This is a genomic window from Pseudomonas sp. 05N431 (assembly GCF_056397005.1).
The window spans coordinates 92,079-111,209 of record NZ_JBFTMN010000010.1 but is presented as its reverse complement, the minus strand read 5'-3'; the positions used below and the strand labels follow the sequence as shown (position 1 = coordinate 111,209).

Annotated in this window: 20 protein-coding genes; 6 read left to right on the top strand and 14 right to left on the bottom strand. The window is 60.7% G+C overall.

Going from position 1 to position 19,131, the window contains the following annotated elements:
* Nucleotides 1-56: 56 nt before the first annotated feature.
* From AC1DIG_RS19005 to AC1DIG_RS18990, 4 genes are all read left to right on the top strand, one after another.
* Complete coding sequence (locus AC1DIG_RS19005; RefSeq protein ID WP_477768533.1) at nt 57-662, top strand: LPS-assembly lipoprotein LptE; 606 nt, start codon at nt 57-59, stop codon at nt 660-662.
* A gap of 39 nt (nt 663-701) precedes the next feature.
* On the top strand, nt 702-1,739 hold the full coding sequence (holA, locus tag AC1DIG_RS19000) for a DNA polymerase III subunit delta (RefSeq protein WP_477768532.1): 1,038 nt from the start codon (nt 702-704) through the stop codon (nt 1,737-1,739).
* 183 nt (nt 1,740-1,922) lie between these two features.
* On the top strand, nt 1,923-2,078 hold the full coding sequence (gene arfA / locus AC1DIG_RS18995; RefSeq protein ID WP_019693801.1) for an alternative ribosome rescue factor ArfA: 156 nt from the start codon (nt 1,923-1,925) through the stop codon (nt 2,076-2,078).
* Between the two features lie 72 nt (nt 2,079-2,150).
* Nucleotides 2,151-3,473 carry a lytic murein transglycosylase gene (locus AC1DIG_RS18990; RefSeq protein WP_477768531.1) on the top strand — a complete coding sequence of 441 codons (1,323 nt, stop codon included), beginning with the start codon at nt 2,151-2,153 and terminating at the stop codon, nt 3,471-3,473.
* Nucleotides 3,474-3,610: 137 nt separating this feature from the next.
* Here the strand turns inward: AC1DIG_RS18990 and AC1DIG_RS18985 are convergent, their stop codons facing one another.
* The 13 genes from AC1DIG_RS18985 to AC1DIG_RS18925 form a co-directional block, all read right to left on the bottom strand.
* Complete coding sequence (locus AC1DIG_RS18985; protein ID WP_477768530.1) at nt 3,611-4,561, bottom strand: S66 peptidase family protein; 951 nt, start codon at nt 4,559-4,561, stop codon at nt 3,611-3,613.
* A gap of 170 nt (nt 4,562-4,731) precedes the next feature.
* Entirely contained in the window at nt 4,732-5,730 is a 999-nt protein-coding gene (lipA, locus tag AC1DIG_RS18980; protein ID WP_162491279.1) for a lipoyl synthase, read from the bottom strand.
* Between the two features lie 31 nt (nt 5,731-5,761).
* A complete protein-coding gene (gene lipB / locus AC1DIG_RS18975; protein ID WP_054594204.1) occupies nt 5,762-6,409 on the bottom strand; it encodes a lipoyl(octanoyl) transferase LipB in 648 nt (215 codons plus the stop codon).
* Nucleotides 6,409-6,684, bottom strand: coding sequence for a DUF493 domain-containing protein (locus AC1DIG_RS18970; RefSeq protein WP_003215438.1), 276 nt, complete (start codon nt 6,682-6,684; stop codon nt 6,409-6,411). Before AC1DIG_RS18970 ends, lipB begins: the two co-directional genes overlap by 1 nt.
* A gap of 83 nt (nt 6,685-6,767) precedes the next feature.
* Complete coding sequence (locus AC1DIG_RS18965) at nt 6,768-7,925, bottom strand: D-alanyl-D-alanine carboxypeptidase family protein (protein WP_054594205.1); 1,158 nt, start codon at nt 7,923-7,925, stop codon at nt 6,768-6,770.
* A 193-nt stretch (nt 7,926-8,118) separates the two neighbouring features.
* Nucleotides 8,119-9,129, bottom strand: coding sequence for a septal ring lytic transglycosylase RlpA family protein (locus tag AC1DIG_RS18960; RefSeq protein WP_427528620.1), 1,011 nt, complete (start codon nt 9,127-9,129; stop codon nt 8,119-8,121).
* Entirely contained in the window at nt 9,129-10,139 is a 1,011-nt protein-coding gene (mltB, locus tag AC1DIG_RS18955) for a lytic murein transglycosylase B (RefSeq protein ID WP_054594207.1), read from the bottom strand. The genes AC1DIG_RS18960 and mltB overlap by 1 nt, the downstream gene beginning before the upstream one ends.
* A gap of 17 nt (nt 10,140-10,156) precedes the next feature.
* Nucleotides 10,157-11,260, bottom strand: coding sequence for a rod shape-determining protein RodA (rodA, locus tag AC1DIG_RS18950; protein WP_477768587.1), 1,104 nt, complete (start codon nt 11,258-11,260; stop codon nt 10,157-10,159).
* 31 nt (nt 11,261-11,291) lie between these two features.
* Complete coding sequence (mrdA, locus tag AC1DIG_RS18945; RefSeq protein WP_477768529.1) at nt 11,292-13,187, bottom strand: penicillin-binding protein 2; 1,896 nt, start codon at nt 13,185-13,187, stop codon at nt 11,292-11,294.
* A gap of 12 nt (nt 13,188-13,199) precedes the next feature.
* Complete coding sequence (gene rlmH, locus AC1DIG_RS18940; protein WP_003185785.1) at nt 13,200-13,667, bottom strand: 23S rRNA (pseudouridine(1915)-N(3))-methyltransferase RlmH; 468 nt, start codon at nt 13,665-13,667, stop codon at nt 13,200-13,202.
* 9 nt (nt 13,668-13,676) lie between these two features.
* Nucleotides 13,677-14,171: a ribosome silencing factor gene (gene rsfS, locus AC1DIG_RS18935; protein ID WP_145016372.1), complete on the bottom strand. Its 495-nt coding sequence runs from the start codon at nt 14,169-14,171 to the stop codon at nt 13,677-13,679.
* Nucleotides 14,172-14,242: 71 nt separating this feature from the next.
* Nucleotides 14,243-14,965: a nicotinate-nucleotide adenylyltransferase gene (gene nadD / locus AC1DIG_RS18930; protein WP_477768528.1), complete on the bottom strand. Its 723-nt coding sequence runs from the start codon at nt 14,963-14,965 to the stop codon at nt 14,243-14,245.
* The gene (locus AC1DIG_RS18925; RefSeq protein ID WP_477768527.1) at nt 14,934-16,205 is read right to left on the bottom strand and encodes a glutamate-5-semialdehyde dehydrogenase; all 1,272 of its coding nucleotides are present in this window, start codon (nt 16,203-16,205) and stop codon (nt 14,934-14,936) included. The genes nadD and AC1DIG_RS18925 overlap by 32 nt, the downstream gene beginning before the upstream one ends.
* Nucleotides 16,206-16,367: 162 nt before the next feature.
* On the opposite strand from AC1DIG_RS18925, the gene AC1DIG_RS18920 reads away from it, so the two are divergent.
* Together AC1DIG_RS18920 and AC1DIG_RS18915 are read left to right on the top strand one after the other, a co-directional pair.
* Nucleotides 16,368-17,054 (top strand): DNA-3-methyladenine glycosylase, encoded by a 687-nt coding sequence (locus AC1DIG_RS18920; RefSeq protein WP_477768526.1) that lies wholly within the window; start codon nt 16,368-16,370, stop codon nt 17,052-17,054.
* 154 nt (nt 17,055-17,208) lie between these two features.
* Nucleotides 17,209-18,525, top strand: coding sequence for a bifunctional DedA family/phosphatase PAP2 family protein (locus AC1DIG_RS18915; RefSeq protein WP_477768525.1), 1,317 nt, complete (start codon nt 17,209-17,211; stop codon nt 18,523-18,525).
* A 6-nt stretch (nt 18,526-18,531) separates the two neighbouring features.
* Here the strand turns inward: AC1DIG_RS18915 and AC1DIG_RS18910 are convergent, their stop codons facing one another.
* On the bottom strand, nt 18,532-19,122 hold the full coding sequence (locus AC1DIG_RS18910) for an LON peptidase substrate-binding domain-containing protein (protein ID WP_427528607.1): 591 nt from the start codon (nt 19,120-19,122) through the stop codon (nt 18,532-18,534).
* Nucleotides 19,123-19,131 lie beyond the last annotated feature (9 nt).

The window sequence follows — 19,131 nt, the reverse complement described above, 5'->3', positions numbered from 1 at the left end:
AACAGAACCTTTCGGGTCGCACGCTCGGCCCACATGGTTTCAAGGGGAGCAACAAGATGATCAAACGCAATCTGCTGGTGATGGGGCTCGCTGTTTTGCTGAGCGCCTGCGGCTTCCAACTGCGCGGTACCGGCACCGCCGAACTGGCGATCAAGGAACTCGACCTGAGCGCGCGCAACTCATATGGCGAAACCGTGACGCTGATGCGTCAGGTGCTTGAAAGCAGCGGCGTCAAAGTCTATGCCGGTGCACCTTACAAGCTGGTATTGACCGACGAACAGGAAAGCCAACGCAGCCTCAGCTACTCCGGCGGTGGCCATTCGGCCGAGTATGAGCTGACCAACGTGCTGAACTATCAAATCGTGGGCCACAACAAGCTGTCCCTGCTCGACGACAAACTGCAAGTGCAGAAGGTCTTCATCCACGACGGCAACAACATCACTGGCTCCGACCAGGAAGCCAACGAAGTGCGCAAGGAAATGCGTCGCGACCTGGTACAACGCATGATGCTGCGCCTGCAACAGCTCACGCCGACTCAGCTTGATCAGTTGCAACAGACTGCCGATGACCGTGCCAAAGCGGAAGCCGACGCACTGGAAGCAGCCCGCAAAGCTGAAGCGAACACTCCGCGTCAGTCTCCTATGCAAGTGCCGACCGAGTAAGTCGTACGGGGCGCTCCGGCGCCCCGTTCGCCCTGTCTTATGAAACTAGCCCCCGCCCAGCTCGGCAAACACCTGCAAGGCGCCCTTGCGCCCGTTTACATCATCAGTGGCGATGACCCACTGCTGTGTCAGGAAGCCGCCGACGCCATCCGCTCCGCTGCCCGCCAGCAAGGTTTTGACGAACGCCAGGTATTCAGCGCAGACGCCAGTTTCGACTGGGGTACGCTGCTGCAAGCCGGCGCCAGCATGTCGTTGTTCGCCGAAAAGCGCCTGCTGGAGTTGCGCTTGCCGTCCGGCAAACCGGGCGACAAAGGTGCTGCAGCGCTGATGGAGTATTGCTCGCGTCCGGCCGAAGATACCTTGCTGCTGATCAGCCTACCAAAACTCGACGGCAGCGCGCAAAAAACCAAGTGGGGCAAGGCGCTGGTCGAAGGCCCGCAGACCCAGTTCGTGCAGATCTGGCCGGTGGATACCAACCAGTTGCCGCAGTGGATTCGTCAACGCCTGTCCCAGGCCGGGCTTGCCGCCAGCCAGGACGCTGTCGAACTGATCGCGGCAAGGGTGGAAGGCAACCTGCTGGCGGCGGCCCAGGAAATCGAAAAGCTCAAGCTGATGGCTGAAGGTGGCCAAATCACGGTCGAAACGGTGCAAGCCGCAGTTGCCGACAGCGCACGCTTCGATGTTTTCGGGTTGACCGATGCCATTCTTAACGGTGAAGCGGCGCATGCCTTACGCATGCTCGAAGGTTTGCGCGGCGAAGGCGTCGAACCACCGGTGATTCTTTGGGCGCTGGCCCGAGAGCTTCGGCTATTGGCCAACCTGTCGCTGCAATACAGCCAGGGCGTGCCGCTGGACAAAGCCTTCAGCCAGGCCCGACCGCCCGTCTGGGACAAGCGCAAACCCCTGATGAGTAAAGCCCTGCAACGCCATTCGGCGCAGCGCTGGGCGCAACTGCTGCTCGATGCCCAGCGGATCGACGCTCAAATCAAAGGCCAGGCGGCAGGTTCGCCGTGGATGAGCCTGAGCCGCTTGTCGCTGTTGATGGCCGGCCAGCGCTTGGCATTGCCTGCCGAGTAAGTCTTTCGACCGCATCACGGCCATCGCGAGCAAGCTCGCTCCCACAGGAATAGCGTCAACTTTGTGGGAACGAGCTTGCTCGCGATGACGGCTGAATGGTCCTACACATCGCAGGGACTAGACAGAACCCCGACTTCGGCCGATGATTTGCCCCGCATAAACCACTCAACGAGAGAACCGCTCATGAGCAAACACAAGCGGCCCAACAAGGCCAAATCCATTGTCGCCCAGCCATTGTTCCGCAGCCGTCAGGAACAACCCGGCAAGGGCAAAGGCAGCTACCGCCGCGAAGCCTTCCAGTCTAAAAGCTGGGAGGCTTCTTACTTTCTGGCGGCATGAAGTTTCAACATCACCTCGCTCCCCCTCGGCATGATAAGGTCTGCACCTGATTCGTTTTATCTGGACCTGTGCATGCCCCTTTGTCTTTCCCGTCGTTGGCACCTGCGCCAACTGATTGCTGCCTCCAGCCTTGTTTTGCTTGTCGCCTGCGCGGAAAAACCCACCGCTGCCGACGCGCAACCGCTTCAAACCGCCCCCGTTGCGACCACACCGGCCATCATTCCTCCGGTAGTGCCGACTGGCGACAATATCGACATCCAGCCGACCCAGACCTTCGAGGAGTGGGAAGCCGGTTTTCGCAAGGATGCCCTCGCCGCCGGTATCCGCCCGGATGTGTTCGACCGTGCATTTGCCGGTGTCACGCCGGACATGAGCGTGATCCGCGCCGACCGCAGCCAACCGGAGTTCACCCGCCCGGTGTGGGAATACCTCGATGGCGCGCTTTCCGCCGCGCGCGTACGCAAAGGCCAGGGATTACTCAGCCAATACGCCGAAACCTTGACCACCATCGAGCAGCGTTATGGTGTTGATCGCCAGGCACTCGTGGCGGTCTGGGGCATGGAAAGTAACTTCGGCAGTTTTCAGGGCGACAAATCGGTGATCCGCTCGCTGGCGACCCTGGCCTACGAAGGCCGGCGCCCAGACTTTGCTCACGCCCAATTGCTGGCCGCTCTACAGATTCTGCAGCAGGGTGATATCACGCCCGAGAAGATGCTCGGTTCCTGGGCCGGCGCCATGGGCCAGACCCAGTTCATCCCGACCACCTACCTCACCCACGCGGTCGATTTTGACGGCACCGGTCATCGCGATATCTGGGGCAGCCCGACCGATGCATTGGCCTCCACCGCCCATTACCTGCAAAGCTCCGGCTGGCAGAAAGGCCAGCCTTGGGGCTTCGAAGTGCAACTGGCGAGTGGTTTCGACTATTCGCTGGCTGACGGTGCGATTCGCAAAAGCGTCTCCGAGTGGATGCAAATGGGCATCAAACTGCCCAACGGCGGCGTTGTTCCGCCCGGTTCCGAACAACTGTCAGCCGCCCTGCTGCTGCCCGCCGGTTATCGTGGCCCGGCGTTCCTGATCCTCGACAACTTCCGCGCGGTCCTCAAGTACAACAACTCGTCGTCCTACGCATTGGCGGTGAACCTGTTGTCTGAACGCTTTAACGGAGCGGGCCTGATCAACGGCGAATGGCCGAAAGACGACCTACCCCTGAGTCGTTCCGAGCGCATCGAACTGCAGAATTTGCTGAGCGCCAGCAACTACGATGCGGGGAACGCCGACGGCATCATCGGCGCCAACACCCGCAAGGCCATTCGCAGCGCCCAGCAGTCATTTGGCTGGCCGGCAGATGGTTACCCGACGCACAAGTTGCTGGAAGGTTTGCGTAACCGCTGATTGGCTGCAGCCCCAAAAAGCTTCGCGAGCAAGCCCGCTCCCACACTGGATCCCGGCGTACACAAATATTGTGTTCACTGAAGATCTAATGTGGGAGCGGGCTTGCTCGCGAAGGCGGCCTGCAAGACAGCGAAAGTCTAAGGTTTGATCACCACATCCTGCTCCAGCCACAACGCCTTGCTCCCCGCATCCAGCCTCACCAACGCTCCCATGGGCAGTGTCAGGTTCGGGTCGCAATGGCCGCTGCGCCAACCGGCAAGCACCGGAATGCGCAATGGCTCGAAGGTTTGCTTGAGCAACTGCGCCAATGTATCGCTGTCCACGCCTGCCACATCCCCCACCAGCACCCCGCGCAGCTTATTCAGCTTGCCGGCCAGGCGCAGATGGGTCAGCAACCGGTCGATGCGATACAACGGCTCGTTGACGTCCTCGATGAACAGAATGATCCCGTCGGCATCGATTTCGAAAGGCGTGCCCAGGGTCGCGGCAATCATCGACAGATTACCGCCCAGTAAACGCCCACGAGCAATGCCAGGCTCGATCGTGCTCAACGGGTAGGCCACCGGGTGCACCAACTGGCTCCCGGCGTTCATCTGGCCTCTGAGCAGGCTGAACAGCGAAGACTCGGTAGGTTGTTGCTTGTTCCCCAGCAGGTCGGCGTTGAGCATCGGCCCGTGAAAGGTCACGAACCCCGCATAACGGCTGATGGCCAGGTGCAGCGCCGTAATGTCGCTATAGCCGACAAACGGCTTGGCATTGCACCGCAGCAACTTGAAGTCGATCCGGTCCAGCAGACGCGGGCTGCCATAGCCGCCGCGCAGGCAGAGAATCGCATCGATGGCAGTGTCAGCAAACGCCTCATGCAGATCCCTCAGGCGAACGTCGTCACTGCCCGCCAGGTAGCCGTCACTTTCCAGGACGCCCGGAAAAATCCGCAGCGAATACCCGCGTGCACGCATCCATTGAAGGGCCCTTTCGGTATCCAGAGCTGCGGGCCCCGCTGGCGCAATCACGCCGATCAGCCCTTCAGCGGGTAACGCCGGGACTGGAGCGTGCTCAGAAATAACGTGGGTCGAGCGAGTGGTCATCCGTGATTCTCCCTGTGTGAATGCTTCAACACACAGTAGTCAGGAACGGGGACAAACAGAAGAGGTTCAGTCGTCCCACAGGGTGCAGGAAAAAACTGAGTGTGACGTGGTACCGAGCCAACCCTTGAACAAAAATGCCCGCAAGGCATACGCCTTGCGGGCATCGTGGATCAGGACGACATCAATTCGGCCTTGACCAGTTTCGCCTGCTCGTCGGCGTGGTACGAGGAACGTACCAGCGGGCCGGAGGCGACGTTCTTGAAGCCCATCTTGTAACCTTCCTCGGCGAACCAGGCGAAGGTGTCCGGGTGCACGAAACGCTGCACCGGCAAGTGGCTGCGAGACGGTTGCAGGTACTGGCCCAGGGTCAGCATGTCGATGTCGTGTTCGCGCATGCGCTTCATGACTTCGATGACTTCTTCGTCGGTTTCGCCCAGACCCAGCATCAGGCCGGACTTGGTCGGAATGTGCGGCATCATCTGCTTGAATTTTTGCAGCAGGGTCAGCGACCACTGATAGTCCGAACCCGGACGTGCAGCCTTGTACAGGCGCGGCACGGTTTCCAGGTTGTGGTTGAACACATCAGGCGGCTCGGCGGCGGTGATGGCCAGCGCAACGTCCATCCGGCCACGGTAGTCCGGGACCAGGGTCTCGAGCTGCACGTTCGGCGACAGTTTGCGGATTTCGCGGATGCAGTCGGCGAAGTGCTGGGCACCGCCGTCACGCAGGTCATCGCGGTCTACCGAGGTGATCACCACGTACTTCAGTTTCAGGTCAGCGATGGCGATGGCCAGGCTTTCCGGTTCGTTGACGTCCAGTGGCTTCGGACGACCGTGGCCCACGTCGCAGAACGGGCAGCGACGGGTGCAGATGTCGCCCATGATCATGAAGGTCGCGGTGCCACCGGAGAAGCATTCGCCGAGGTTCGGGCAGGAAGCTTCTTCGCAGACGCTGTGCAACTTGTGTTTGCGCAGCAGGGCCTTGATACGGTCGACTTCCGGGGAAACCGGGATGCGCACGCGAATCCAGTCAGGCTTTTTCGGTAATTCGGTGGTTGGAATGATCTTCACCGGGATACGCGCAACCTTTTCGGCGCCGCGCAGCTTTACGCCAGCTTCCACTTTGGCACGCGGGGCCGGGCGCTCGGTAACATCCAGCGTCGGGATCATGGTTTGCACAGCGTCTTGCGCAGTAGTCATATCAGTCGATTCCGCCCGTTAGGGTCGTCTGCTCAGCATAGTCGAGGTGTTTGACGAGCTGCGCACGCAGCCGGGCACTTACCTCGGCAAATTCAATCGGTCCGGTGTGATCGCGCAGCTGGGTCATGGCCAGCCCGGCGTATCCACAGGGGTTAATCCGGCGAAACGGCTCCAGGTCCATATCCACGTTCAGGGCCAGGCCATGAAAGGAGCAACCGTGGCGGATCCGCAGACCCAGAGAAGCAATTTTTGCACCGTTGACGTAGACGCCCGGTGCATCGGCCTTGGCCACAGCGGTGACGCCGTAGCTGGCCAGCAGCTCGATCAGGCACTGTTCCATCCGGCTGACCAGGTCGCGCACGCCGAAACCCAGCTTGCGCACATCCAGCAGCAGATACGCCACCAACTGACCCGGGCCGTGGTAAGTCACTTGACCGCCACGGTCGACCTGCACCACCGGAATATCGCCGGGAAGCAACAGGTGTTCAGCCTTGCCGGCCTGGCCCTGGGTAAAAACCGGCGGGTGCTCGACCAGCCAGATCTCATCGGCGCGGTCGCTACCGCGCTCGTTGGTAAACCGTTGCATGGCATGCCAAACCGGCTCGTAAGCCAGCTGGCCGAGCTCGCGAAAGCCCAGCGGTTCGGACATCACAGCACCATGTGCACGAAGCCGGTGGCCCGCAGTTCGCTGTTGATGTTGTACAGCTGGTCCTGGTCGGTCGCGACGATGTGTAACTGAATCGTCGTGTACTTGCCATTGGTGCTTTGGCGTTCGTCCACACGGTCATGATTGATCGTCGCGTGCTTCTTGACGATTTCGATGATCTTGTCTTTGTTGCCCACACCGGTATCGCTGATCACCTTAACCGGGTAGTCAACGTTGGGGAATTCGATCTTGGGTGCCTTTACTTCGGTATCGGTCATGGCGTAACGGCCTCGTAAGCGTAAGCCGTGGCGACGGCATGGCCCCGCGCCGGATCAGCGCGGGGCCACGCAGGTGCACACTATCAGTTGAACAAGCCGTAGAAGAATAGACGGATGCTATCCCACATGCGGCGGAAGATACCACCTTGGTCGACCGCGTCCAGAGCAATCAGATCAGCGCTGTGCACGACCTTGTCGTCCAGTTTCACTTCGACTTTACCAATCACGTCGCCCTTGGCGATCGGCGCGACCAGTTGCGGGTTCATGGTCATGCTGGCAGCGAGCTTTTTCAGCTGGCCTTTTGGCAGGGTCATGGTCAGGTCTTCAGCCAGGCCGGCTTTGACCTGGTTGGTGGTGCCCTTCCAGACTGGAGCCTGAGCCAGCTCGGCGCCTTTCTGATAGAAGGTCTGGGTTTCGAAGAAGCGGAAACCGTAGGTCAGCAGCTTCTGGGTTTCAGCGGCGCGAGCGCTCTCGCTGTTGGTGCCGAATACCACGGCGATCAGGCGCATGCCATCACGTACCGCCGAGGACACCATGCAATAGCCGGCTTCTTCGGTGTGGCCGGTTTTCAGACCGTCAACGGTCTTGTCACGCCACAGCAGCAGGTTGCGGTTGGGTTGCTTGATGCCGTTCCAGAAGAACTCTTTCTGCGAGTAGATCGCATAGTGAGCCGGATCTTCGTGGATGATCGCGCGTGCCAGAATGGCCATGTCGTGAGCCGTGGAATAGTGCTCAGGGTTTGGCAGACCGGTCGGGTTCATGAAGTGACTGTTGTTCATGCCCAGGTCGGCAACAGTCTTGTTCATGAGGTCGGCGAATGCGTCTTCGCTGCCGGCGATATGCTCGGAGAGCGCGACGCTGGCGTCGTTGCCCGACTGGATGATGATGCCGTGCAGCAGGTCGCTGACCGTGACCTGCGAACCAACCTTGATGAACATCCGCGAACCGCCGGTACGCCAGGCGTTTTCACTGACGGTGACCGGATCGTTTTCGCCGATCTGGCCGCGACGGATTTCCAGGGTCGCAATGTACGCTGTCATCAGCTTGGTCAGGCTGGCTGGCGGCAGACGCTGGTCACCGTTGTTCTCGACCAGCACGTTGCCGCTGCTGGCATCCATGAGCACATAGGATTTAGCCGCCAGTTGTGGTGGCGACGGCATCATCTCGACCGCAAAAGCGGCGGGCGAGAGGAGCAGCGGGACTAGCAGGCACAGGCGTTTGGCAAAGGTGGTGATGTTCATCCGTCTCTCGAAATCGCTAATGGAAACTGCCCTACGGGCAAAACTAATCAGACAACCTGCAAGGCACGAAGCCTGCGGGTTATCGCGTGTTCAGTTGCTCACTCTCTAACCCTTGCCGGGCTTTTATTGTTCGACGAGCCAACAACTCAGGTTCACCCCCCAAACCGCAAGTGAACCTTGAATCAGGAATTGCTTATTCAGCCGTCACCAGGCTCGGCGAACCGAGATTGGCCAGGCGCACGCTGTTTTGCACTTGCGTGATTTCACCCTGCGAGCCGATTGGCCCCAGGCGAACCCGATGCAGTGTCTGTTGGTTGCGCACGATCGAGCTGATGAACACCGGAGCGCTCACCATCCCGCTCAACTTCGATCTCAGGAGTTCTGCAGCGTCCGGGTTGGCGAACGCGCCCACCTGCAGATACTGGCCAGAGGCTGGTACAGAAGCGTTTTTTTTTGCATCGATCTGCACCGGCACAACGGCCGCGGCATGTTGCTGCGGCGGTGGCGTCCATTGCTCGACGGTGCCGGCCGACGCGGTAATCACCGGTGCGCTATTTTGCGCGACTTGCGGCTCATTGAGCATCAACGGTGCGGGTCGGCCTTTTGCCGCCCACCACTCTTGCGGGTCGATGCCTTCAACCTTGACCCGCGCAGTGCCAATCTCGGCATACCCGAGTTTCTTCGCCGCGGCGTAGGACAAGTCGATGATGCGGTCCGAATAGAACGGCCCACGGTCGTTGACCCGCAGGATCACGCTCTTGTTGTTGTCCAGGTTGGTCACCCGAACGTAGCTGGGCAACGGCAGGGTCTTGTGCGCGGCACTCATGCCGTACAGGTCATACACTTCGCCGTTGGCAGTGTTCTGCCCGTGAAACTTGGTGCCATACCAGGACGCCGTGCCCGAAGCGACATAACGCTTGGATTCGGCCAGCGGAAAGTAGGTCTTGCCCAGCACGGTATACGGGTTGGCCTTGTACGGGCCGGTGTGCAGGGTCGGCGTAGCGTCGGGAATCCGCGAAATATCCACATCCCACCACGGCGCACCGTCTTTGTGGGCACGGTTGATATCCAGGCCTGGTGTCGCGCGTACCGCGGTCGAGTATTTCTGTTGCGGTGCACGACTGGTCGAACAGCTGACCACGAGCAACGACAACGCGGCGAAAGCCACCAGCTTCAGGGGTTTGCGGATTGGCGATGCCAGCATTACTTGACGCCCCGTGCTTGGACCAGCATTTCAGACAACTGATGTACGGCCATGGCGTACATCACGCTGCGGTTATAACGCGTAATCGCGTAAAAATTCTTCAGGCCCATCCAGTATTCAGGGCCATTGTCGCCTTCCAGCCTGAAAGCCGTGACCGGCATATCATCGCGCAGCGCATCATGACTCGACCAGCCCAACGCCCGCAACTCCCCGACGGTTTTCGTCGGTTCGATGCCGGTGGTCAAGCCGTCGTCGACCTGATCGCCGCGCACATCGGCGCGGCTGACCACCGGTTCGCCCGCTTCCCAGCCGTGACGCTTGAAATAGCTGGCAACGCTGCCAATGGCATCGTCCGGGTTGGTCCATATATTGATGTGGCCATCACCGTCGAAATCCACCGCATAGGCGCGAAAGCTACTCGGCATGAACTGCGGCAAGCCCATGGCGCCGGCGTACGAGCCTTTAAGCGTCAGCGGGTCGACCTGCTCTTCACGTGCCAGCAGCAGGAACTCACGCAATTCCTTGCGAAAGAATTCTGCACGTGGAGGGTAGTCGAAACTGAGGGTCGACAACGCGTCGATCACCCGATAATTACCGGTATTTCGGCCGAAAAAGGTTTCAACGCCGATGATCGAGACGATCACCTGCGCTGGAACGCCGTATTCCCGCTCGGCGCGAGCCAGCGCCGCTTCGTGCTGGCGCCAGAAATCCACGCCCCGGGCGATCCGCGCGTCGGTCAGGAACATCGGGCGATATTCCTTCCATTGCTTGACCCGCTCGGCCGGTCGGGAGATCGCGTCGAGAATCGATTGCTTGCGCTCGGCCTCGCGGAACACGCCCATCAGCTGTTCACCGGCAAAACCATAGTCGCGGGTCATTTCACCGACGAATTCGGCCACTTGGGGCGAGCCTTCATAATCGCCGGCCAGCGCTTCCTGCGCTGCACCAAGGATGCTTACCAGGCCGACCCACGGAGCGTATCGGGTCGCCCAGCCACGCATTACTTGCATTGAAATCTTCACCTTATTCAAACCTGTGCGATCCACTTACGATGGGTATGGATCGACATCAAAACCCCAAACGCTGACAGCAGCGTCACCAGCGAAGTTCCGCCGTAGCTAATGAACGGCAACGGCACCCCCACCACCGGCAACAGGCCACTGACCATACCGATGTTGACGAAAACATAAACAAAAAACGTCATGGTCAGGCTGCCGGCGAGCAATTTGCCGAACAGTGTCTGCGCCTGGGCAGTAATCACCAGCCCGCGGCCAATCAACAGCAGGTAAATCAGCAGCAAGGCGCAAATGCCCACCAGACCGAACTCTTCGCCCATCACCGCAATGATGAAGTCGGTATGGCTTTCCGGCAGAAAGTCCAGGTGCGACTGAGTGCCCAGCAGCCAGCCTTTGCCGAACACGCCGCCGGAACCGATGGCGGCCTTGGACTGAATGATGTTCCAGCCGGTGCCGAGCGGATCGCTCTCCGGGTCGAGGAAGGTCAAAATCCGCTGCTTCTGGTAGTCATGCATGATGAAGAACCACATGCCGACCGCCACTGGTACGGCTGCTGCGACCACACTGAGGATCCAGCGCCAGCGCAGGCCACCCATGAACAGCACGAAAGCCCCACCCGCGAGGATCAGCAGCGACGTGCCGAGGTCCGGCTGACGCACGATCAGGATGAACGGCAAGCCGATCAGGAACAGGCTGACCCCGACATGCTTGAGTTGCGGCGGCAACGTGCGCTTGGACAGGTACCAGGCAATCGTTGCCGGCATCAGGATCTTCATGAATTCCGAGGGCTGGAAGCGGATCACCCCGGGAATGTTGATCCAGCGCGTCGCGCCCATGGCGTTGTGGCCCATCACGTCCACCACCACCAGCAAGATCACCCCGATCACATAGCCCAGCGGCACCCAACGCGCCATGAAACGCGGTTCGAACTGGGCGATGACGATCATCGACACCAGGCCGATCCCGAACGACGTCGCTTGTTTGGCCAGCAGGTCCCAGCTCTTGCCACTGGCCGAATACAGCACGAACAGGCTGCCGGCCGCGAGGATCAGCAGCAGGATCAGCAAGGGGCCGTCGATGTGCAGGCGTTGCAACAGCGTCGCGCGGCGACGCATCACATCCTCACTGGAGAGGATGCGATCAAAATTACTCTTCACGGGCCGTAGCCTCCGCGCTGATAGGGCTGTCGTACTCGGGCTTGAGTCGGCCATCCGGGCCCAGGAGCCAGGCATCCATGACCTGCCGCACCACTGGCGCCGCGACACCGGAACCGGACTCACCGTTCTCGACCATCACCGCCACGGTGATTTTCGGGTTGTCGGCCGGCGCAAAGCCGACGAACAGGGCGTGGTCGCGGTGACGTTCCTGAACCTTGGAGCGGTCGTACTTCTCGCCCTGTTTGATCGCGACCACCTGGGCGGTACCCGACTTGCCGGCGATCCGGTATTGCGAGCCGATTGCCGCTTTACGTGCGGTACCGCGGGCACCGTGCATCACTTGCTGCATGCCGTGGTTGACCTTGGTCCAGTCCGACGAGTCACGCAGAACGATGTCCGGCATCGGGTTCGGGTCCTGCGGCTTCTGGCCTTCGATGGTTTTCGCCAGGTGCGGACGGTTCCACTTGCCCTTGTTGGCGACCAGCGCCGTGGCCTGGGCCAACTGCAACGGGGTGGACTGCATGTAGCCCTGGCCGATCCCCAGAATCAGCGTTTCACCCGGGAACCACGCCTGACGTCGGGTCGCGCGTTTCCATTCGCGGGACGGCATCAGCCCCGGAGACTCTTCGAACATGTCCAGCGAGACCTTCTGGCCGATGCCGAACTTGCCCATATAGGCCGCCAACCGATCGATCCCCAGCTTGTGCGCCAGGTCATAGAAGTAGGTGTCGTTGGAGCGCATGATCGCCGTGTCCAGATCCACATAGCCGTCGCCGGTGCGGTTCCAGTTACGGTATTTGTGATCGTAGTTGGGCAGCATGTAGTAACCCGGGTCGAAAACACGGGTCGAGGCTGTCACGACGCCAGAATCCAGCCCGGCAATCGCCACGGCCGGCTTGATGGTCGAACCTGGCGGGTACAGACCGCGCAGCACGCGGTTGAACAGTGGCCGGTCGATCGAGTCACGCAACTCGGCGTAGGCCTTGAAGCTGATGCCGGTCACGAACAGGTTCGGGTCAAAACTCGGCTGGCTGACCATTGCCAGCACTTCGCCAGTGTTCGGGTCCAGCGCCACCACCGCACCACGGCGCCCGCCCAATGCGGCTTCCGCGGCTTCCTGCAATTTGATGTCCAGGCTCAGGACGATGTCCTTGCCGGGGATCGGATCGGTACGCTTGAGTACCCGCAGTACGCGCCCACGGGCGTTGGTCTCGACTTCTTCGTAACCGACCTGACCGTGCAACTCCGGCTCGTAGAAGCGCTCGATGCCGGTTTTGCCTATTTGATGGGTACCGCTGTAAGCCACCGGATCCAGAGTCTTCAGCTCTTTCTCGTTGATCCGCCCCATATACCCGACCGAGTGCGCAAAATGCGGCCCCTGCGGATAGTGACGTACCAGTTGCGCCACCACTTCGACGCCCGGCAGGCGGAACTGATTCACCGCGATCCGGGCGATCTGCTCTTCCGTCAGCTCAAACAGGATCGGCACCGGCTCAAACGGCCGGCGCCCCTGCTTCATGCGCTTTTCGAAGACCGCCCGATCTTCAGGCGTCAGTTGCAGCACCTCAACGATCACATCGAGCACTTGCTTCCAGTCGCCGGAGCGCTCGCGGGTCATGCTCAGACTGAAGCTGGGCCGGTTATCGGCCACCACCACGCCATTACGGTCATAGATCAGCCCGCGAGTCGGCGGAATCGGCTGCACATGGACGCGGTTGTTTTCCGACAGCGTCGAGTGGTACTCGTACTGAATCACTTGCAGGAAATACAGCCGCGCGATCAGTACGCCGATCAACGTGACCACCGCAATTGCCCCGAACACGACCCGGCCGCGCACCAGACGGGCGTCTTTCTCGTGGTCCTTGATGCGGATCGGCTGAGACATGGGGGCGCTGAACTACTTGTGGTAAGGGTGCCCGGACAACACTGTCCAGGCGCGATACAACTGTTCACCGATCAGAATCCGCACCAGCGGGTGCGGCAAGGTCAGGGGCGACAGCGACCAGCGCTGATCAGCCCGCGCGCAGACTTCCGGCGCCAGCCCTTCGGGGCCGCCAACCATGAAGTTCACCGTCCGCGAGTCCAGCCGCCAGCGATCCAGTTCGACCGCCAGTTGCTCGGTGCTCCAGGGTTTACCGTGAACTTCGAGGGTGACGATGCGCTCGTTCGGGCCGACCTTGGCCAGCATGGCTTCGCCTTCCTGGCGAATGAAGCGCGCCACGTCAGCGTTCTTGCCACGGGTGTTGAGCGGTATTTCCACCAGTTCCAGCGCCAACTCGGAAGGAAGACGCTTGGCATATTCATGCCAGCCTTCTTCCACCCACTTGGGCATGCGTGAACCGACGGCGATCAGACGCAGTCGCACAGCGAACCCTTATTGCTGGTCTTTGTTGAGCTTGGTGAAGTGCTCATGAGGGTTTTCCGGGCTGTGATGCGCGGCGCTGGCCGAACGGCTTTGCTCGGCACCGGCCCACAGGCGCTCCAGGTCATAGAACTGGCGAGCCGAGGCGGTCATCATGTGCACGATGACATCGTCCATATCCAGCAGCACCCAGTCGCTGTCGCCCTTGCCTTCTTCACCCAGCGGCTTGACGCCCTGAGCCTTGACCGCCTCGCGGACCTTATCCAGCATCGCGCCGATCTGACGGTTGGAAGTACCGGTTGCGATGATCATGAAGTCAGTGATGCTCTGCTTATCACGAACGTCGATCACCTGAATGTCCTGGGCCTTGACGTCTTCCAGGGCCGCTACGGCAACCTTGACCAGCTCTTCGCCGGCAAGTACGACGCCGGTATGAGCTTCTACTGGCAGCGGGGCGCTCTTGAACGTGCCCTTGCGCTTAACTTTGCTTACGTCTTTGTCAGTCATATAAAACTCGTTTTGCTCGTATGTTCGGGCGCTTCGATACACGCGTTCACGTGCCTTGAAGCGCGCCTTTTTCAGTTCGACGCACGGTAAAGTCCGTGCGCATCGATATAGGCCAGGACCGCGTCGGGCACCAGGAAACGTACCGACTTACCGCTGGCCAGCAGTTGACGGATCTGGGTGGCGGATACCGCGAGCGGCGTCTGCCAGACGAATGCAATCTGTCCGCTCGACCCTTTGAGGGCCAGCGGGTCGCTCACCGAGCGCGCTGCCAGCAGGTTGCGCAAGGCATCCGGCGGTTCGCTGTCGGCATCCGGGCGTTGCAGCACCAGGATGTGGCAATGCTGGAGCAACTCTTCCCAGCGGTGCCAAGTGGGCAGGCCGCAAAATGCGTCCCAGCCCAAAAGTAGAAACAACTGGTCATCAGCGGCGAGTTCCGCGCGCATCAGTTCCAGGGTGTCGATGGTGTAGGACGGTTTGTCGCGCTTGAGTTCGCGGTCATCCACCACCAACGGCGCCATACCGGCCACCGCGCGTTCGACCATCGCCAGACGGTCCTGCGCCGAAACCTGCGGCGTATCCCGATGGGGCGGCCTGGCGCTGGGCGTCAGGCGCAACTCATCGAGGGCCAGCGCTTCAGCGACTTCCAGCGCGCTGCGCAAATGACCGATGTGCACCGGATCGAAGGTCCCGCCCAGGACGCCAATGCGCCGCGGGCCGGTTTCGCTGGCGGTCACAACGGCGCTCTGGCCGAGATCGCCCAAGTCAGACCGGCTCCTGGCCGCGCAACTGGCCATCACCGACCACGATGTACTTCTCGCAGGTCAGACCTTCGAGGCCCACCGGGCCGCGGGCGTGCAGCTTATCAGTAGAAATGCCAATCTCGGCACCCAATCCGTATTCGAAGCCATCGGCAAAGCACGTCGGGGTGTTGATCATCACCGAGGCCGAATCGACTTCAGCCACGAAACGCCGGGCTTCGCCCTGGTGTTCGCTGACGATCGAGTCGGTGTGGTGCGAGCCGTAATGGTTGATGTGCTCGATTGCCTGGTCCAGGCCGTCGACCACCAGGATCGACAGGATCGGCGCCAGGTATTCGGTGCTCCAGTCTTCTTCAGTCGCAGCCACTGCGTCGATGATCGCCCGGGTGCGTTCGCAACCGCGCAGTTCGACGCCTTTTTCGCGGAACTGTTCAGCCATCGCCGGCAGGAATTCCTTGGCGACCGCTTGATCGACCAACAGGGTTTCCATCGCGCCGCAGATGCCGTAACGGTAAGTCTTGGCGTTGAATGCAATGCGCTGGGCTTTCGGCAACTCGGCGTGGGCACTGACATACACGTGGCAGATACCGTCCAGGTGCTTGATCACCGGCACGCGAGCGTCGCGGCTGACCCGTTCGATCAGGCCCTTGCCGCCGCGCGGTACGATCACGTCGACGTACTCGGGCATGGTGATCAACGCACCAACGGCAGCACGGTCGGTGGTTTCGACCACTTGCACCACAGCCGCCGGCAAACCGGCTTCATCCAGACCGCGCTGAATGCAGGCGGCGATCGCACGGTTGGAATGAATGGCTTCGGAACCACCGCGCAGGATGGTTGCGTTACCCGACTTCAGGCACAGGCTCGCGGCATCGATGGTCACGTTTGGCCGCGACTCATAGATGATCCCGACCACGCCCAGGGGCACGCGCATCTTGCCAACCTGAATACCCGACGGCCGGTAACTCATGTCGCGGATCGCGCCAACCGGATCGGGCAGCGCCGCCACCTGACGCAAGCCGACGATCATGCCGTCGATGCGTGCGGGGGTCAGGGCCAGACGCTCGAGCATGGCCGGCTCAAGCCCATTGGCCCGGCCTGCGGCCAGATCCAGCTCATTGGCGGCGGTCAACTCGGCGCGAGCGTTATCCAAAGCGTCGGCGGCAGCCAGCAGGGCGCGGTTTTTCTGCGCGGTACTGGCACGGCCGATCACGCGGGAAGCGTCGCGGGCAGCGCGACCCAAACGGGTCATGTAGTCAAGAACGGACTCAGTCATGGTCTCTGTGGTCTTGGCAAAGAGGAAAGCGGCAGATTATAGCTGTCGCGCGCTCCTACTAACAGCAGTGACGGGCGGATGGTCGAAATGGGCAGTGTTCAGCCTCGATTAAGTCCGCAGTTGTTATCATTCCGTCATATTTACCTGATCACTTCGGTCGCCATGCCTATTTTGACCCCAGCGAAATTGCCAAAAGCCCTGCCCGACAGCTTTTTCAACCGCGATGCTCAGCTGCTTGCCTGTGAATTGCTGGGTAAAGTGATCCGCCATCGTGTCGGTGACCTGTGGCTTTCGGCGCGGATTATCGAGACCGAAGCCTATTACTGCGAAGAAAAAGGCAGCCACGCCTCGCTTGGCTACACAGAAAAGCGTAAGGCTTTGTTTCTGGATGGCGGCCACATCTATATGTACTACGCCCGTGGTGGCGATTCGCTGAACTTCAGCGCCCATGGGCCGGGCAATGCGGTGCTGATCAAATCGGCTTACCCGTGGGTCGATGAAATTTCCGGCCCGGCGAGCCTGGCGCAGATGCTGCTCAACAACCCCGACGCCAACGGCCGACCGCGCCCCTCGCAAAAGCTCTGCGCCGGCCAGACCTTGCTGTGCAAGGCACTGGGCTTGAAAGTACCAACCTGGGATGCCAAGCGCTTCGATCATGAAATACTGTTTGTCGAAGACGTCGGCGCACCTCCCCCGCATGTCATCCAGACCACACGCCTGGGCATTCCCCATGGCCGCGACGAACACCTGATGTACCGCTTCGTCGACGGTGCTTACGCACCCTACTGCACCCGGAACCCACTGCGACGCGGCCAGGTCGAAAACCGCGACTATTTCCTGCTTCCCTGAATGGCGCTGCAACTAGCAGCAAAAAAAATCCACTGTGGGAGCGAGCTTGCTCGCGATAGCGGACTGACAGCTGACACAGTTATCGACTGTCATGCCCCCATCGCGAGCAAGCTCGCTCCCACAGTTCATTTGATGATTTGATGGAGTTGTATGTATGGGCCCATGGCTCGATAGCCTGACCGTCTGGTTGACGGTCAACCCGCAATGGCTGGCGGTGGCGGTATTCATAGTGGCCTGCGTTGAGTGCCTGGCAATCGTCGGGCTGATCGTGCCCGGCATCGTGTTGCTGTTTGCCATCACGGTGCTGGCCGGCAGCGGCGCGCTGTCGCTGGGCGAAACGCTGCTGCTGGGCTTCCTTGGCGGCCTGTTCGGCGATCTGCTGTCGTATTTCCTGGGCAGGCACTTCCACCAGAACATTCGGCGCTTGCCAGGGTTACGTCACCATCCGGAATGGATCAGCGGCGCCGAAAACTATTTCCAGCGCTATGGCATCGCGAGCTTATTGGTCGGACGCTTTATCGGCCCTTTGCGCCCGATGCTGCCAATGGTAGCCGGGATGTTCGACATGCCCTTCGCGCGCTTTTTTGCGGTCAGCTTGCTGGCGGGCGCCGGCTGGTCGGTGGCCTACCTGCTACCGGGTTGGGCCACGGGCGCGGCGATTCGCCTGCCGCTGCCAGAAGGTTTCTGGCCTCAAGCCGGAGTGGTCGTCGGCAGTATCGCGGTATTGGTGGGCCTGAGCATCAACAGCAGCTTGCGCGGTCATCGCCAGGCTACTGCGCTGATCGCCGGCCTCAGCCTGGTGATACTCGGCGGGCTGTTCATCGGCTATCCGCACCTGAGCGCCTTCGACCAAGGCCTGATGACGCTGATTCAAGAACACCGCAGCCCGGCGCTGGATGAAATCGCGGTGATGTTCACCCTGATCGGCGAATTCAAAAACATGTTGGTGATCAGCGCGGCGCTGACGATCCTTCTGCTGGTCACGCGGCAATGGCGGCACATGATCTTCGCCGGCTGCACGCTACTGATCACCGCGCTGCTGAACACCGGAACCAAGAACCTGTTCGCCCGGATGCGCCCGGAAGTACTGACCGACCCACTGACCAGCTACAGCATGCCCAGTGGTCATGCGTCAGGTTCGTTTGCGTTGTTCCTGACGCTGGCGGTACTGGCCGGCCGAGGCCAGCCAACGCGCATGCGCCTGACCTGGTTGCTGCTCGGTTGCTTGCCGGCAGCGGCTATCGCCCTGTCGCGGGTTTATCTCGGCGCGCACTGGCCAACCGATATAACCGCCGGCGCGATGCTGGCGGCTTGCGTGTGCGCTGCCAGCCTGGCCGTGACCCAGCGCCAGATACCCTTGAGCCCTATGCCGGCCAAGGTCTGGTGGTCGGTGTTGCCGGTAATGCTGGCATTGTTCGGGTTCTTCGCGCTGTGGAATTTGCCTCACACACTGCTGCGATATGCCTACTGACAAGTGTCAGGCAAACAACTCACCCTGCAACTCATCCAGCAACGCCTGAATCGCATCCAGGCGTTGCTGCGGGTTGTCGAGTTGCAGCAGTTCGATCTTGTCCACTTCAGAAAACGGCAGCAGGTACGCCAATTGATTGGCCAATGACTGTTGCCCGGCCGCGTCGGTGCCCATGTTCAATGCTTCGACCATCGGGTGTTCGGCCAAGGCCTTGAGCAGTGCGACCAGGTCGGCGTCTTCGTCCTGTAGCGGTTGCTCCGGTTCGTCTTCCAGCCACTCGACGTCAGCGACGGTCAACTGATCGCGCTGAATCTCGGTGTGCAGTACGTGGAAACGCCGCCCGCCCTGCACCCGAATGCCCAGCAGACCATTATCCTGCTGCTTGAAATCGGTAATCAGCGCTTCGCATCCCACCAGCGCATAGCCTTGCGGGGCAATGCCGACTTCTTCGCCGTCGAGAATGCACACCACGCCGAAGCCGGTCCCCTGCTTCATGCAGCGGCTGATCATGTCCAGATAGCGCGCTTCAAAAATCTGCAAGTCGAGGATGCAGCCAGGAAACAGCACCGTGTTCAGCGGAAAAAGCGGCAAGCTCATAGACATTTC